The following is a 15,606-nucleotide window of genomic DNA, read 5'->3' as shown; positions in this document are numbered from 1 at the left end:
ATGTTGACGTGTGAGCAATACGAGCAAAACCCCAGGTCAGAGAGTTGGCGCTACGGAGACCGGGACGGCGTTGAGCACAGCGGTGCCGGACAGCGGGTCCAGGAGGGTGCCGTCGAGCAGCTGGTTCACATTGACTCCCGGCCCGGTCTCGGCGACGGACATGCGTGTGCCCGGACGGCTGTGTCCCCAGCCGTGCGGAAGGCTCACGACTCCGGTCCGCACCGCATCGGTGATCTCGGCGGGCGCCTCGACCTCGCCGCCCGCCGCGGTGATCCGCGCCGTGGCACCGTCGGCGAGCCCGATACGGGCGGCGTCGTCGGGGTGGATCTGCAGGGTGCAGACGTTCGAGCCGCCACGGAGGGAGGCGACGTTGTGCATCCAGCTGTTGTTGGAGCGCAGATGGCGGCGGCCGACGAGGACGAGACCCGTGGGCCGTTCGTCCAGTGCCTCCCGGAGCCGTGGCAGATCGGCGGCGATGGGGGCGGGGAACAGCTCGATGCGGCCGCTGCGGGTCTTGAGCAGCTGCGGGACGCGGGGCTTCAGCGGACCGAGGTCGATGCCGTGCGGATGCGCGAGGAGCCCTTCCAGCGTGAGGTCGTACGGGCCGAGGCGCAGCATCAGGTCGAGGCGCCGCTCGGCGCCGGTGCGGCCCGTCAGCTCGGCGGCGAACTCCTCCGGGAGGCCGGCCCTTTCGAGGGTGGCGGCGATGACCATGTCGTCGACCGCTTCGGGCGCTGCCCCGTGCATACCGCCGACGGCGAGGACGAGCCGGGCGAGGATCTCGCTCTCGGCCATGCGGTCGTCCTGCAGCGGGACGGCCGCCCGGGTGTAGCGGACCTGGTTGTGCACGGCGAGGGAGTTGAGGGCGAAGTCGAAGTGGGCGCTCTGCGAGGGCGGCGGCGGGGGCAGCACGACGTCCGCGTGGCGTGAGGTCTCGTTGAGGTACGGGTCGACGCTGACCATGAAGTCGAGGCCCTCGGCGAGCGCCCGGTCGAGCCGGTCGCCGTCGGGCGCGGAGAGTACCGGGTTGCCCGCGACGACGACGAGGGCACGGATGCGCCCCTCCCCCGGGGTCTCGATCTCCTCGGCGAGTGCGACGACGGGCAGTTCACCCTTGGCCTCGGGGTGCCCGGAGACACGGCTCGCCCAGCGGCCGAGCGCGAAGCCCTTGCCGGGGGCGGCGGCACGGGGTGCGCGGGCGGTGGCGGAGAGCGGGAAGAGTGCGCCGCCGGGGCGGTCGAGGTTGCCGGTGAGGATGTTGAGCACGTCGACCAGCCAGCTGGCCAGGGTGCCGTGTTCGACGGTGCAGCTGCCGATGCGTCCGTAGACGGCCGCGGCGGGGGCCGCGGCCAGTTCGCGGGCGATCGTACGGATGGTGCCGGCGTCGATGTCGCAGGCGGCGGCCACCGCTTCGGGCGTGAAGTCCTCGATGGCTTCGGCCAGTTCGTCGTAGCCGTCGAGGTGCTCGGCCAGCGCTCCGGGGTCCGCGAGCTTCTCCTCGATGAGGACCTGGGTGAGCGCGGCGAGCAGGAGGGCGTCGGCTCCGGGGCGGATCGCGACGTGCCGGTCCGCGAGGCGGGCGGTGCGGGTGCGGCGCGGGTCGATGACGGTGAGGGTGCCGCCGCGTTTGCGCAGCGCCTTGAGCTTGCCCGGGAAGTCGGGGGCGGTGCACAGGCTCCCGTTGGACTCGAGCGGATTGGCGCCGATCAGGAGCAGATGGGCGGTGCGGTCCAGGTCGGGTACGGCGATGGCGTTGGCATCGCCGAAGAGCAGGCCGCTGGAGACGTGCTTGGGCATCTGGTCGAGGGTGCTCGCGGTGAAGACGTTGCGGGTGCCGAGCGTGGAGAGCAGCAGCTGCGGATAGAGCCCGCCGGCCATCGTGTGCACGTTGGGGTTGCCGAGGACGACGCCGACCGACTGCTTGCCGTGCTCCTGGACGAGGGCCGGGATCCTCGCGGCGATCAGGTCGAAGGCCTCGCTCCAGGTCGCCTCCCGCAGGACGCCGTCCGTGCGCACGAGTGGGGTGCGCAGCCGGTCGGGGTCGGAGTCCAGACCCCCGAAGGACGCGCCCTTGGGGCAGATGAAGCCCTGGCTCAGGACGTCGTCACGGTCGCCGCGGGCGCCGGTGACCGTCGTTCCCTCGATGGTGAGGGTGAGTCCGCAGGTGGCTTCGCAGAGCGGGCAGATACGCAGAGCGGTGCGGGAATCGTGGGACATGGGCCCTCCCCGGGGCGGCGACAGCGGTGGCGCACGGGCATGCGCCGTCGGGCCGCGGACCGCACAGGGGGTGCGAGCTCCCGGCCGGATCGAGCATACCGACCGGTACGGATGCTGGCGAGGTGTTGGCACCACCTGTCATTCGAGGACCCGCGCGAGATAGGCCTGGATCAGCACGCGGGTCTCCCCTATCAGAGCCGGGTCACCCGACGGGTCGGCGTGGAAGGCGAGTTGGAGCACCGCGTCGGCGGCCTCGACGCAGACCAGCACCGTCCGGAGCAGATCGGTGTCGGGGTCGCGGCCGAGATGACCGGAGAGCAGGGTGGCCAGTCGGCCCGCGACCCTGCGGTTGGACTCGTCGAGCGGGTCGCCGGCCGGCGCGGGCGGACCGAAGTCGACGAGGGCGAAGCCGGGGACCGAGCGCTTCATCGCCAGGTACTCGTCGAGTACGGCATCGATCGCGCTCCGCCAGTCCTCGGTGGGGATGTCCGCGAGGCGGGCCACGATGCGCTCGGCGTAGAGGTCCAGATTGCGCTCGGCGAGTGCGTCGACCAGCCCCCGCTTGTTGGAGAAGAACCGGTAGACGGATCCGATGGGCACACCGGCACGGTCGGCCACCGCCCTGGTGGAGAGCTGTTCGTAGCCGGTCTCGTCCAGGAGCTCGGCGCAGGCGTCGAGGATCCGGGCGAGGCGTTCGGCACTGCGCTGCTGCACGGGGGCGCGCCGGAGGTTCGTGTTCGCATGGGGCACGGCTCCATGATGCCGTGGGTCCGGCCGGAGGTGGGCCCACCGTGCGCGGGCCCGGAGGTCCGGTGCGCCGGTCCCGCCCGGCCCGCAGCACCCGTGTCCGCACCTGCTCCCGCCGCGTTTCCGCACCGGCCGTCACGGACACGGCACAGCGGTGCCCGTATGCCGTTGACGGGCGGCGTTTCGATTCCTACGGTTGTCCATAGGATTCTTCGTCAGGGGATCCATGGGATTCCTCTTCCAACGGGAGCGCATGATGAGTGGCACCGAACAGGCCAGGAAGACGGCGGAGACTCTCACGTACAGCGCCGGTTTCGGCAACGAGCACGGCTCGGAGGCCGTCCCGGGAGCGCTTCCGCACGGCCGGAACTCACCGCAGCGCGCGCCGCTCGGGCTCTACGCCGAGCAGCTGAGCGGCTCGGCCTTCACCGAACCCCGCGCACACAACCGCCGCTCCTGGCTCTACCGGATCCGCCCCTCGGCGGCCCATCCCCCGTTCGTCCGCGTCGACAACGGCGCCGTGCGCACCGCTCCCTTCACCGAAGCGGTTCCCGACCCCAACCGGCTGCGCTGGGACCCGCTCCCCGAGCCCGCTCCGGGTACGGACTTCCTGGCCGGCCTGTGGACGCTGGGCGGCAACGGCGACGCGACGCAGCGCACCGGAATGGCCATTCACCTCTACAGCGCGAACTCCTCCATGACGGACAGGGTGTTCAGCGACTCCGACGGTGAGCTCCTGATCGTGCCCGAGCGCGGCGGCCTCCTGGTCCGTACCGAGCTGGGACTGCTGCGCGTCGAACCCGGCCATGTGGCGCTCGTGCCGCGCGGTGTCCGCTTCCGTGTCGAGCTCCTGGACGCCACCGCCCGCGGGTACGTCTGCGAGAACTACGGGCAGCCGTTCGTCCTGCCCGATCTGGGCCCGATCGGCGCCAACGGCCTGGCAGCCGCGCGGGACTTCCTGGCGCCCGTCGCGGCGTTCGAGGACCGTGAGGGTCCGGTCGAGGTCGTCAACAAGTTCTGCGGGAACCTCTGGTCGGCGACGTACGACCACTCCCCGCTCGACGTCGTGGCCTGGCACGGCAACCACACCCCGTACGTCTACGACCTGCGCCGCTTCAACGTCCTCGGCAGCATCAGCTTCGACCACCCGGATCCGTCGATCTTCACGGTGCTGACCTCTCCGTCCGACACCCCGGGGCTGGCCGGGGTCGACTTCGTCGTCTTCGCCCCGCGCTGGCTGGTCGGCGAGGACACGTTCCGCCCGCCGTACTTCCACCGCAACGTGATGAGCGAGTACATGGGACTCATCGAGGGCGCCTACGACGCGAAGGCGGGCGGCTTCGTGCCCGGCGGCGGCTCGCTCCACAACATGATGTCGGCGCACGGACCGGACCGTGAGACCTTCGACCGGGCGAGCGCCGCGAAGCTGAAGCCGCAGAAGATCGACGACGGGCTTGCGTTCATGTTCGAGACCCGCTGGCCGGTCACGGCGACCGCGCAGGCCGCGGCCGCGGACCATCTGCAGCACGGGTACGACGACGTGTGGCAGGGTCTGAGCCGCAACTTCCGGCCGTGAACCCCCGAAGCCGGCCACTGCCCAGAGAGTCCAGGTGAACCGGATGAACCAGGTGAACGAGGTGAATCACACGCCCGCCTTCGCCCCCGACTCCCTCGTGCTGAACCGGAAGCTTCCCCTGTGGTACCAGGTCTCGCAGTCCCTGCGGGCCTCGATACTGGGCCGCCCGCAGGACGCCTCGCCGCGGCTGCCCACCGAGGAGCAGCTCGCCGCGCACTACGGCGTCAGCGTCCTGACCATGCGCCAGGCGCTCAAGGAGCTGGAGACGGAGGGCCTGATCAGCAGGCACCGGCGGCGCGGCACGTTCATCGAGCCGCGCGCCCGGCGGGTGTCGCCGGTCCGGCTGCTGGGTTCGATCGACGCCATCGTCGCCCAGCAGTCGGGTGAGCGGACGACCGTCCTCGGCCATGGCGCCACCCCCGTCCCGGGCGATCTGGCCGAGTTCTTCCCCGACTGCTCCGAGGTGGTCGACTACCGGCGGCTGCGCCGCGACGACGGGACGGGCGAGCCCACCAACTGGGCGGAGAACGCGGTGCGTCCCGACATCGCGGCCAGGATCGACGTGGCCGATCTCGAGCGGTGGCCGATGACGAAGGTGCTGCGTGACGCCGTCGGCGTGCGGATCTCCCGGATCACGGACACGGTCGAGGCCCGTCTCGCCGACCCGGCGACGGCGGAGCTGCTCCAGGTCCCGCTGCTCAGCCCGATCCTGCACTACACGGGCGTGACGTACGACGACGACGGGCGGGTGGTGGACGTGGCGCGCATCCGGTACCGGGGGGACCGTTTCTCCTTCTCCGTGACGGTGGAAGCGCACTGACCGCCCCGCCCCCGCCGCCCGCCGTTACGATGCCCTGGGCGGCGGACGTGGCGACGGGGAGGACGACACGGTGGCAGCACGGGTGGCGGCCGGAGCCGGCGGGGCCGAGGGGATCCCGCTGCTCGACGACCTCATGCCCTGGTCGGTGCGGCCCCTGAGAACGGGGCGCCCCTGGGTGACCGCGCCGGACGCGGCGTCCCTCAGGGCCCGTTGGGATCTGCTGGTACGGGCCGAGGGCGCCGAGCAGGAACGGCTGTTCCGGTCCAGCCGCTCGCGCAGCCCCCTGACCGCGGCCGCGGCGCTGCCGGGCCGCACCACCGCGACGGGCCGGTTCGCCCGGGACCCGGGCCCCTGCCCCGAACCGGTACGGATCCTGCACGGCCCCTTCGACGAGCAGTGGCTGATCCCCGACCAGCGGCTGCTCGACGCGGCCCGCCCCGAGCTGTGGCGGGTCGCCGACGGGCACCAGGTCTTCGCCGTCGAGCACGGATACGTACCGCAGGACACCGGGCCCGCCCTGTCCGTGACGGCGCTGCTGCCCGACGGGCACTCCCCCGCCGGCCGGCCGGGCCGGATACGCCCGCTCTACCGGCGGCCCGGTGGCCGGGAGCCCAATCTCGCGCCCGGCCTGCTCGCTCTGCTGGGCGACCGGTACGCGGCCCCGGTCGATCCGGAGTCCGTCCTTGCCTGGACACTCGCCGTCGCCCGCCCCTCCCCCGCCGGATGTCTCGTGCCGCTGCCCGCCGACGGGACCCTGTGGGCCGAGGGTGTGGAGCTCGGCCGGGAGCTGCTGCGCCTGCAGTTGCGCGGGGCGCACGGCGGGCAGCGTCCCCGGCTGCCGGGCGGCCGCCGGCCCTATGTGCGGGCCGCGATACCGCCCCGGCCGTCCGAGCTGCGCTACGACTCCGAGGACGAGGTGCTCACCCTCGGCGAGGGGCCGGGCGAGGGGCGCATCTCACCCGTTCCGGCCGGAGCGTGGGAGTTCCGGGTGAGCGGCGTCCCCATGCTGGAGCTCTGGTTCGAGCGCCGCACGGCCCAGGACGGGCGGGAAGGCCTGGAGGCGCTGCGACCGCGCGACTGGCCGCAGGAGTGGACGTCCGAGCTGCTCGAACTGATCACCGTCCTCGCCCTGCTCGGTGAGCTGCGGTCCGCACAGGAGGCGTTGCGCAAGCGGCTCACCGCGGAGCCCGCTGTCACCCGCGACGCGCTGCGGGAGGCCGGGGTGGTCCCGGCTCCCCCGATGGCGCGGCGGCCCGCCTCGGTCCTCGACCACCACGAGGAGGGCCCGGAGGGGCAGTTCGCGCTGCTGTGACCCCGGCAGGCGGTTACCGCTCGAACGAGTCCAGCACCCGGCCCAGCGCCCGGTCGAAGACCCCCTCCAGATCGATCGGCCCGGAGTCCTCGGCGAACCCGGCTGCCAGGCGCGGGTACTTGCCGGTCATGATCTGGCTGATCAGGTAGTTGGTGCGGGCCGCGTGCTCCTGCTCCTCGGTCCAGGGCAGCGAGCGGCTGCGTTCGGCCGTGGCGATCTCGTTGGCCGTATAGGTGGTGACCACGCCGTTGACCATGGCGATGAGTTCCATCTTCTCGCCGAACCGGGCGTCGAGCCCGTCCAGGATGCTCAGCGTGTACTCCATGTAGGCCAGTACGTTCGGGCTGAATCCGTAGACCGGTGACATCAGCCGGGGCACCCAGGTGTGGCGGTGCATCATCGCGCGGGCCTGGTGCGCGAGCGCCGTCATGTCGGCGCGCCAGTCGCCGGACGGCTTCTCCGGCAGGTCGTAGCCGCCGCTGACCGCGTCGAGCATCAGCTCGTACAGGTCCTCCTTGCGCGGCACGTAGTTGTAGAGCGACATCGTGCCGCAGCCCAGCTCCGCGGCCACCTTGCGCATCGACACCGCGTCCAGGCCCTCGGCGTCGGCGATACGCACGGCGGCTGCCGCGATGTCCGCACGGCTGAAAGCGGGCTTGGGCCCGCGGCCCGCCCGCTCGGGGCGCGCCCAGATCACTTCGGGTACAGGGGGTCGCCCCGCCATCGGTCATCACCTCGCTCACCATCGTAGTTACGTACACCGTACGTAGTGCGCTACGGTAGGCCCATGACAACTACGTACGCTGTACTTAGTGAAGGTCTGGAGAAGCACTACGGAGACGTCCATGCCCTGCGCGGGCTCGACCTCGCCGTCGCCGAGGGCTCCGTCTGCGGTGTGCTGGGGCCGAACGGCGCGGGAAAGAGCACCGCCGTCCGGCTGCTCACCACGCTGACGAGCCCGGACGGCGGCAGCGCGCGGGTCGCCGGCCACGACGTGGTCCGCGAGGCCGCGGCCGTGCGCGCGGCCATCGGAGTCACCGGGCAGAGCACCTCGATCGACGGCGAGCTCTCCGGGCGGCAGAATCTCCGCCTCTTCGCGCGGCTGCTCCGCTTCCGGGGTCCCGCGGGCCGCTCGCGCGCCGACGAGCTCCTCGAACGCTTCGGGCTGACCGAGGCGGCCGACCGCCCCGCCCGCACCTACTCGGGCGGCATGCGCCGCCGCCTCGACCTCGCCGCCGGACTCCTCACCCGCCCGCAGGTGCTCTTCCTCGACGAGCCGACGACCGGCCTCGACCCGCACAGCCGCAACCAGATCTGGGAGGCGGTACGCGAACTGGCGGGACGCGGCACCACCGTCCTGCTGACCACGCAGTACCTGGAGGAGGCCGACCAGCTCGCCGACGACATCGTGCTGATCGACCGGGGCCGGGCCGCCCACCGGGGCACTCCGGCCGCACTCAAGTCCCTCATCGGCAGTTACGCGGAGGTCGTCGTCGCACACGAGTCGGCGCTCGGGGCCGCGGCGGCCGTGCTCGACCAGCTGACCGGCGCCGAACCGGCGCTCGACCACGAGCACCGCACCGTCGGCGTCGTCGCGTCCGACGCCACCCTCACACTGCCGCGCATCGTCCGCGAACTGGACGCCGCGGGTGTCCCGGTGATCGATGCGAGCCTGCGCCCGCCCACCCTCGACGAGGCCTTCCTCCGACTGACCGACCGCGGCGACGTCCGCGCACCGAAGGAGCCGGCAGCATGAGCACGACGACCCCGGTCCGCGAGCGGACCCCTGCGCCCGCCGTCACGGGCTCCCTGACGGCCGACAGCCTGGCCATGGTGGGCCGCCAGCTGCAGAAGATCAAAGCCGCCCCCGGTGTGCTGATCCTGACCCAGACCATGCCGATCACGATGCTGCTGTTCTTCGGCTACGTGTTCGGCAGCGCACTGGCGGTCCCCGGGCAGGAGTACCGCTCCTTCCTGGTGCCCGGCCTCCTCGCCGCGACGGCGGCCAACGGCCTCATGACCGGAATGTTCCAGGCGGCCCAGGACTGCGACCGCGGGGTGATGGACCGCTTCCGTACGCTGCCGATGAGCCGGGCCGCCGTACCGCTCGGCTCCACGGCCGCGGAGGTGCTGACCACGGCCGTCGGCATGATCCCGCTGATGCTCGTCGGACTCGCGGCGGGCTGGCGGATCGAGGGCGGCCCGGCCGCCGCGCTCGGGGCGTACGGACTGCTGCTGCTGTTCCGGTTCGCCACGTCCTGGGCGGGCTACTGGCTCGGCCTGCTCATCCGCAACGAGGAGGCCGCGGGGCAGCTGGGCAGTGCCACCTTCATCCTGCCGCTGCTCTCCAGCGCGTACATCCCGACGGACGACATGCCGGGCTGGCTGCGCACCGTCGCCGAGTGGAACCCGATCAGCGCCCTCGCCTCGGCCACCCGCGACCTCTTCGGCAACGCCTCCCCGGCCGAGGGCTCCGCCTGGCCGGTCGCGCACCCGGTGGCGGGAACGCTGGCCTGGGCGGCCGTGCTGCTCGCCGTGTTCGTCCCGCTGACCGTGCGCCGGTACGCACGCGGCACGGACTGAACCACGAGCGCCCGCGAGCGGGGGCGGACGGGATGACAGAAGTGCTGCGTACAGGGTAGGTACGGTGCTCATGAGCACTCAGCCACTCCCCCTGGACGGCATCACCGTGGTCGCGGTCGAGCAGGCCGTCGCCGCCCCCTTCGCCACCCGCCAGCTCGCCGACCTCGGCGCCAGCGTCATCAAGGTCGAGCGTCCCGACGGAGGGGATTTCGCCCGCGGCTACGACACCGCGGCGCGCGGACTCGCCTCCCACTTCGTCTGGTGCAACCGCGGCAAGGAGTCCGTCGCGATCGACCTCAAGGACCCACGAGGGCTGGCCGTGGTGCGCCGCCTCGTCGCGGACGCCGATGTGTTCGTCCAGAACCTGGCGCAGGGAGCGGCCGCGCGACTCGGACTGGACGCCGCCGCCCTCTGCGCCGCACACCCGCGTCTGGTCGCCGTGGACATCTCCGGCTACGGCGCCGAGGGACCGTACGCGCACAAGCGCGCCTACGACATGCTCGTCCAGTGCGAGGCCGGCCTGGTGTCCGTCACGGGAACCCCCGGGCAGCCGGTGAAGGCGGGGATTCCCGCCGCCGACATCGCGGCCGGGATGTACGCCTTCTCCGGTGTGCTCGCGGCGCTGCTGCGGCGCGCGACCACGGGGCGCGGCGGTCCGGTGGAGATCTCGATGCTGGACTCGCTGGCGGAGTGGATGGGGCATCCGCTGCACCACGGGATGCACGGAGGTGAAACCCCGGCGCGCACGGGGCTCGCGCACGCGGTCATCGCCCCGTACGACGCGTACCGCACCGCGGACGGGGAACAGGTGCTGCTCTCCGTGCAGAACGACCGGGAGTGGCGCCGTCTCGCCGAACAGGTGCTGAAGCAGCCGGAGCTCGCGGACGATCCGGTCTTCGCGACGAACACCGCCCGGACGGCGAACCGGGAACGGACCGATGCGGTGGTGGGGCAGGCGCTCGCGCGGCTGACCGGCGCGGAGGCGCTCGCCGAGCTGGACACGGCGGGTATCGCCTGCGCACGGCTGAACACCGTCGCGGACGTGGCGGCCCATCCTCAGTTGGCCGCACGGGACCGGTGGCGGGAAGTGGCCTCACCGGTCGGCGCGTTGCGCACGCTGCTGCCGCCGATCACGCTGCCGGGCGGGGCGGATACGCCGATGGGTGCCGTACCGGCGCTGGGGGAACACACCGACGCAACGCTGCGGGCCCTGGGGATGACGGACGAGCAGACAGCAGCACTGCGCCGGGACGGAGTGATCGTGGGCACGGCCCTGAGCGGTGGGCCGGACCGGTCGTGACAGGCCGTCGGGTCAGCGGCGGCTGCCGAAGAGCGAGCGGCGCAGTCGCCGCAGCGGCGCGAAGAGCGAGACACGCGCGCTCCTGCTCCTGCGGGTGTGCGCGGCGTCGCGCGAGGTGAGCTCGAGCATCAGCAGCGTCGCTTCCGCGGACTCACGCTGCGGAACGGCGGGGCCGCCCAGCACTGCGAGATGGCGGTCGAGGCGCGAACTGGTCGCACTGCTCCCACATGTAATGGCAGGCACACGCGCCCTGCTGCGCACCGTTATCTGTTCCATGTCACTCCCCACCCGTACGAGGGCACCCGGCCCGGGCAGGTTAACCCTATCGTCCCGCGATGACACTCGCGTATCCCGGTAACAGGATTACGTACATGTATACGGAGGTTGACGGGCGGTCACCGAATGCCGCGGATGGAGGAGACCCCGAAGGACGGGGCCTCCTCCCCGGCGACGGCCGGGCCGGGTTGCGCTGCGCGACTACGGGCGGTGTCAGGCCGCCGAGTTGAAGACCGGCAGGTAGCCGCCCGACTGTCCGGCGGCGGTGGGGTGGTAGGACTCGCCGATGTTGAGCCAGTTCACACTGTGCAGCCAGGCACTGCCCGAGCAGATCTCGTGGTTGGTGAAGGTGGACGTGACATCACCGAAGGTGAAGCCGTGGTCGGCGGCCCGCTTGGCGGTGGCCGCGTTGAGGTAGTCGGCAGCGCTGTTGATGGCGGCGCGTTCGTTCTCGCTGAGACCTGCGAGGCAGCTGCCGCCGAGCTTGTAGAAGCGGGGATAGCCGAGGACGACGACACGGGCGGCGGGCGCCTTGGCGCTGATCGCCGAGTACACCGAGTCCAGCCGGCCCGGCAGGGTCGAGTCGACGAAGGAGCGGGCGGTGGCGATCCGGCTCAGGCAGGTGGACTCGGACTGCAGGACGCAGGTGGTCATGACGTCGGCGAAGCCCGCGTCATTGCCCCCGATGGAGATCGAGACGAGGTCGGTCGAGGAGTTGACGGGTCCGAGCTGACCGGCCGTGACATCGGCCGTACGTGCCCCTGAGCACGCGGTGAAGGAGAACGAGGAGGGCGCGTTGGCGGCGGCCCAGAGAACGGGGTAGGCCCGGGTGCTGCGCTTGCAGTTGCCGCTTGCGCTGTCGTAACTGCCGGCGCCCACGCCGGAGGAGTACGAGTCGCCGAGAGCCACGTAGTCGACCGCGGCTGCGGATTCTTCGGCGTTGGCGACACCGGCCCCTGTCAGGGCGAGGACGGTGCCGAGCAGGAGAGAGGACGAGAACGCCACGAGTCTGGACATTTTCATGGAACCTCCTTGGGCAGGATCTCTGCCTACTCCGTGGTAGCAGTCACGGCCGCAATTCCGGAAGTGTCCATGCCAAGACCATTCAGCAAGTGCTTCTTGACGCCCTCCTGGCGTTACGTCACATTGAAGTCCGGCATCCGGCGCGCTGGGGGGCAAAGTCGCCAATGCGGATCATCAGTAGTGAGACAGGGTCAGTTCGGACAGATGTGCTGCCTCTTGTGACAGGGGGCGCCGCGGCGGTGGCGGGGGTGGGCGCCGCGCTGGCACTCATCGACTTCGACTCACCACTGCGCGCCCCTTTCGCGCTCTTTCACCTCTTCGCAACCCCGGCCGCCGCGCTCTCCGCGTGGCTGCCCGGCATGGACCGCACGGGCCGACTGGTCGTCTCGGCCTCGGGGTCCCTCGCCGTCAATCTCCTGGCGGCGCAGGCGCTGACCGCACTGGACAGCAGGTCAGCGCGGAATTCCGTTCTGATCATTTCCGCAGCGGCTCTGATCATTTTCCTGTCGGCCCGGATTCCGAAGACCTGGAAAGACCGGAGCAATAGGAAGTCTCAATTCCGCACGCGAGCGTGACAGTCAGGCAAAAATCCGGAAAAAGCGAGACCTCGCGGGAGGTCTTGTCATATAGTTCCACTCGTTAATACCGTCGTACATTCACCCGCAACGGTCCATCACGCAAGGCGGCTCCAGGGGAGGGCTCAGGCAGCCGCGGTGGATACCGGGCGGGGCGCGGTAGGGGGGTGCCGTGCCCAGCGGCCGTACTCAGTCGAGTCGGCCGCCGTGCGGCCAGTTGTGCCAGCTCATCCAGCCAGCTCGGAGTGCCATGCCGTCATGGCCGGGGTGAGAACCCCCCTTTCGAACCGGACCTTTGACCGGACTGCCCGGGGGCGGGCCGTCCACCGGACGAGAGGGAAAAGACTCATGAGTTCAGTTCTGCCTTCCTCGATCAGATCGACAACCGAAGAGACCGAAGTCGCTCGAATGGAGAGCGAATACCGACCGATCTCTTCCCACCTCGCGATAGCGCCGCCGGTAAGTGTCGTGATCCCCGCCATGAACGAGGCGGAGAATCTTCCCTATGTGTTCAAGACCCTGCCCGACTGGATTCATGAAGTCGTGCTCGTCGACGGGAATTCCAGCGACGACACGATCAGGGTGGCCCGTGAACTGCGCCCTGACGTCGTGGTCGTCAAGCAGGTCGGCAAGGGCAAGGGAGACGCCCTGATCAGCGGCTTCGCCGCCTGCACCGGTGAGATCATCGTGATGGTCGACGCGGACGGTTCGGCGGACGGCGAAGAGATCGTCAGCTACGTCTCGGCCCTGGTCGGCGGCGCCGACTTCGCCAAGGGCTCCCGCTTCGCCAACGGGGGCGGCACGGACGACATGACGCCGGTCCGCAAGTTCGGCAACTGGGCGCTGTGCACCGTCGTCAACCGCAAGTTCGGGGCCCGCTACACCGACCTCTGCTACGGCTACAACGCCTTCTGGAAGCACTGCCTGGACAGGATCACCCTGGACTGCACGGGCTTCGAGATCGAGACGCTGATGAACATCCGGGTGGTCAAGGCCGGACTCAGGGTCCAGGAGGTCCCGAGTCACGAGTACAACCGGATCCACGGCGTCAGCAACCTCAGTGCCGTGCGCGACGGGATCCGGGTGCTCAGGGTGATCCTCAGGGAGAAGCGCGTACGCCGCGGCGGGCGCCGGGCGGCCGCCGTGCCCGCGGTCATCGGCCGGGGACAGGTGCTGTGAACCTGCGCGACTTCTCCGTGGTCATCTGTGTGTACACCGAGGACCGCTGGGAGGACATCCTCGCGGCCGTCGGCTCGGTACGCGCGCAGTCCCTGCCGGCCCGGGAGATCCTGCTGGTGGTGGACCACAACCCGGCGCTGCTGGAGCGGCTGGGCAAGGAGTACGGGCAGCCGGGGCGGTCCGGGGCGGTGCGGGTGCTCGCGAACGCGGGCCCCCGCGGCCTCTCGGCCGGCCGCAACACCGGTATCGCCGCGGCCCGCGGGGAGATCGTCGCGTTCCTCGACGACGACGCCGTGGCCGAGGAGGACTGGCTGCGCCACTTCGACAAGGGCTACGACGATCCGCGGGTGATGGCCGTCGGCGGACGGACCGTGCCCGCCTGGTCCTCGGGCCGCAGGCCTGCCTGGTTTCCCGAGGAGTTCGACTGGGTCGTCGGGTGTACGTACAGGGGGCTGCCGCCCGGCACGGTCCGGGTCCGCAACGTCCTCGGGGGCAACGCGTCGTTCCGGCGCACGGCGTTCGACGCCGCGGGCGGCTTCGCCACCGGCATCGGGCGGGACGGCGACAAGCGGCCGCTGGGCGGCGAGGAGACGGAGCTCTGCATCCGGCTCGCCCGTGCCCTGCCCCGCGCGGTCCTGCTGATCGACGACCGCGCGGTGATCCACCACAAGGTCCCCGCGGTGCGGGAGGGGTTCCGCTACTTCCGTACCCGCTGCTACGCCGAGGGGCTTTCCAAGGCACTCGTGTCGCGGAGCGTCGGCGCGGGCAAGGGGCTCGAGTCCGAGCGCCGCTACACCACCCGGGTGCTTCCGGCCGGGGTGGTGCGGGGTGTACGGGACGCGTTGCTCGGCAGGTCCGGAGGGGCCGGCCGGGCGGGCGCCGTCGTGACCGGTGTGCTGGCAGCCGCGGGCGGCTACGCCGTGGGGAGCGTCCGTTCCCGGGGCAACGGGGCGGCGTTCTCCGTACCGGCCGTCGAACGGCGGCCCCCGGAGGCGGAGGACACCGGGGCACCGGGCCCGGGCGCGCGGGGTGAGCCGTCGTGAGTGTGGCCGTACCGATCCTCATGTACCACGCGGTGGGGCACCGTCCGGCCTCCGCCGCGTACGGGCTCTCCGTGTCGCCCGGCGCGTTCCGGGCGCAGATGGAGATCCTCGCCGGGCGCGGCTTCACCCCGCTCACCACGGCGGCACTCGGTGAGGGCTGGCGCTCCGGGCGGCCCCTGCCGTCCCGGCCCGTGCTGATCACCTTCGACGACGGCTACGAGGGGGTGCACCGGCACGCCCTGCCGGTGCTCGCCGAACACGGCTTCGCCGCCACCGTCTTCGTCTCCACCGGCTGGCTGCGCGGTGCGTACGACGAGGGCGGCGCCCCGGACACCATGCTCGACTGGGGCCAGGTACGGGAACTCGCGGCGGCGGGTGTGGAGATCGGGGGCCACAGCCACACCCATCCCCAGCTGGACCAGCTCGACGACGCGCGGCTGCGGGCCGAGACGGTGCGCTGCCGGGACATCATCGCCGGTGAACTGGGCGGGCGCCCGGCCTCCTTCGCCTATCCCTACGGCTACTCCAGCCGCCGGGTGCGGCAGGCGGTGCGGGCGGCGGGCTTCGCCCAGTCCCTGGCCGTGGGCAACGCGCTGGCACACCGCCGCCAGGGGCCGTACGCCCTGGAGCGGGTGACGGTCCGCCGCGGCACGCGTACCGCCGAGTTCGCACGACTGGTCGAGGGCCGGGCGGTCGCCCGCACCTTCGCCGTGGACCGGACGCTCACGAAGGGCTTCGCGGTCGTACGCGGCGTGCGCCGTGCGCGCCGCTTCTTCGACGGCTCCGGAGCGGCTTCAGGGGCCGCTCCGGGACCGGCCTGATCCAAGGACGGCCGGACTCACCGGACGGGCAACGGCGCCCGTCCGGTGAGTCCGGCTGCCCGCTCCTCGCACTGCCCAGGGACACCCATCGCCGCCCGCAGGCACCCATCGGCACAGGAGAGAGCAGGAGAGAA

Annotated in this window: 15 protein-coding genes; 10 read left to right on the top strand and 5 right to left on the bottom strand. The window is 71.5% G+C overall.

Annotated features, from left to right (window positions below; genetic code table 11):
• Window positions 1–36: 36 nt before the first annotated feature.
• A complete protein-coding gene (locus tag OG257_RS30440; protein ID WP_329212699.1) occupies window positions 37–2,217 on the bottom strand; it encodes a molybdopterin oxidoreductase family protein in 2,181 nt (726 codons plus the stop codon).
• 138 nt (window positions 2,218–2,355) lie between these two features.
• Entirely contained in the window at window positions 2,356–2,967 is a 612-nt protein-coding gene (locus OG257_RS30435) for a TetR/AcrR family transcriptional regulator (RefSeq protein ID WP_329212698.1), read from the bottom strand.
• Between the two features lie 253 nt (window positions 2,968–3,220).
• On the opposite strand from OG257_RS30435, the gene hmgA reads away from it, so the two are divergent.
• The 3 genes from hmgA to OG257_RS30420 all read left to right on the top strand — a co-directional run bounded on the left by hmgA (window position 3,221) and on the right by OG257_RS30420 (window position 6,672).
• Window positions 3,221–4,540, top strand: coding sequence for a homogentisate 1,2-dioxygenase (hmgA, locus tag OG257_RS30430; RefSeq protein ID WP_329212697.1), 1,320 nt, complete (start codon window positions 3,221–3,223; stop codon window positions 4,538–4,540).
• 43 nt (window positions 4,541–4,583) lie between these two features.
• Window positions 4,584–5,360, top strand: coding sequence for a GntR family transcriptional regulator (locus OG257_RS30425; RefSeq protein ID WP_329212696.1), 777 nt, complete (start codon window positions 4,584–4,586; stop codon window positions 5,358–5,360).
• Window positions 5,361–5,430: 70 nt separating this feature from the next.
• The gene (locus OG257_RS30420) at window positions 5,431–6,672 is read left to right on the top strand and encodes a type ISP restriction/modification enzyme (RefSeq protein WP_329212695.1); all 1,242 of its coding nucleotides are present in this window, start codon (window positions 5,431–5,433) and stop codon (window positions 6,670–6,672) included.
• Between the two features lie 13 nt (window positions 6,673–6,685).
• On the opposite strand, the gene OG257_RS30415 is transcribed toward OG257_RS30420, so the two are convergent.
• Window positions 6,686–7,396 (bottom strand): TetR/AcrR family transcriptional regulator, encoded by a 711-nt coding sequence (locus tag OG257_RS30415; RefSeq protein WP_329212694.1) that lies wholly within the window; start codon window positions 7,394–7,396, stop codon window positions 6,686–6,688.
• Between the two features lie 63 nt (window positions 7,397–7,459).
• On the opposite strand from OG257_RS30415, the gene OG257_RS30410 reads away from it, so the two are divergent.
• From OG257_RS30410 to OG257_RS30400, 3 genes are all read left to right on the top strand, one after another.
• Window positions 7,460–8,428: an ATP-binding cassette domain-containing protein gene (locus OG257_RS30410; protein ID WP_329212693.1), complete on the top strand. Its 969-nt coding sequence runs from the start codon at window positions 7,460–7,462 to the stop codon at window positions 8,426–8,428.
• Entirely contained in the window at window positions 8,425–9,255 is an 831-nt protein-coding gene (locus OG257_RS30405) for an ABC transporter permease (protein ID WP_443054505.1), read from the top strand. Before OG257_RS30410 ends, OG257_RS30405 begins: the two co-directional genes overlap by 4 nt.
• Before the next feature lie 70 nt (window positions 9,256–9,325).
• Window positions 9,326–10,555: a CaiB/BaiF CoA transferase family protein gene (locus tag OG257_RS30400; protein ID WP_329212692.1), complete on the top strand. Its 1,230-nt coding sequence runs from the start codon at window positions 9,326–9,328 to the stop codon at window positions 10,553–10,555.
• Between the two features lie 12 nt (window positions 10,556–10,567).
• On the opposite strand, the gene OG257_RS30395 is transcribed toward OG257_RS30400, so the two are convergent.
• Both OG257_RS30395 and OG257_RS30390 read right to left on the bottom strand, forming a co-directional pair.
• Complete coding sequence (locus tag OG257_RS30395; protein WP_329212691.1) at window positions 10,568–10,831, bottom strand: hypothetical protein; 264 nt, start codon at window positions 10,829–10,831, stop codon at window positions 10,568–10,570.
• Window positions 10,832–11,044: 213 nt separating this feature from the next.
• Entirely contained in the window at window positions 11,045–11,854 is an 810-nt protein-coding gene (locus tag OG257_RS30390; RefSeq protein ID WP_329212690.1) for an SGNH/GDSL hydrolase family protein, read from the bottom strand.
• 248 nt (window positions 11,855–12,102) lie between these two features.
• Here OG257_RS30390 and OG257_RS30385 point away from each other — a divergent pair, with 248 nt between their 5' ends.
• The 4 genes from OG257_RS30385 to OG257_RS30370 all read left to right on the top strand — a co-directional run bounded on the left by OG257_RS30385 (window position 12,103) and on the right by OG257_RS30370 (window position 15,472).
• A complete protein-coding gene (locus OG257_RS30385; RefSeq protein WP_329212689.1) occupies window positions 12,103–12,429 on the top strand; it encodes a hypothetical protein in 327 nt (108 codons plus the stop codon).
• Between the two features lie 408 nt (window positions 12,430–12,837).
• Window positions 12,838–13,608 (top strand): glycosyltransferase family 2 protein, encoded by a 771-nt coding sequence (locus OG257_RS30380; RefSeq protein ID WP_329212688.1) that lies wholly within the window; start codon window positions 12,838–12,840, stop codon window positions 13,606–13,608.
• Entirely contained in the window at window positions 13,605–14,651 is a 1,047-nt protein-coding gene (locus tag OG257_RS30375) for a glycosyltransferase family 2 protein (protein WP_329212687.1), read from the top strand. Before OG257_RS30380 ends, OG257_RS30375 begins: the two co-directional genes overlap by 4 nt.
• A gap of 20 nt (window positions 14,652–14,671) precedes the next feature.
• Complete coding sequence (locus tag OG257_RS30370; protein ID WP_329215427.1) at window positions 14,672–15,472, top strand: polysaccharide deacetylase family protein; 801 nt, start codon at window positions 14,672–14,674, stop codon at window positions 15,470–15,472.
• Window positions 15,473–15,606 lie beyond the last annotated feature (134 nt).

The organism is Streptomyces sp. NBC_00683 (assembly GCF_036226745.1).
Lineage (GTDB): Bacteria > Actinomycetota > Actinomycetes > Streptomycetales > Streptomycetaceae > Streptomyces.
This window is presented reverse-complemented; position numbering and strand designations above follow the sequence as displayed.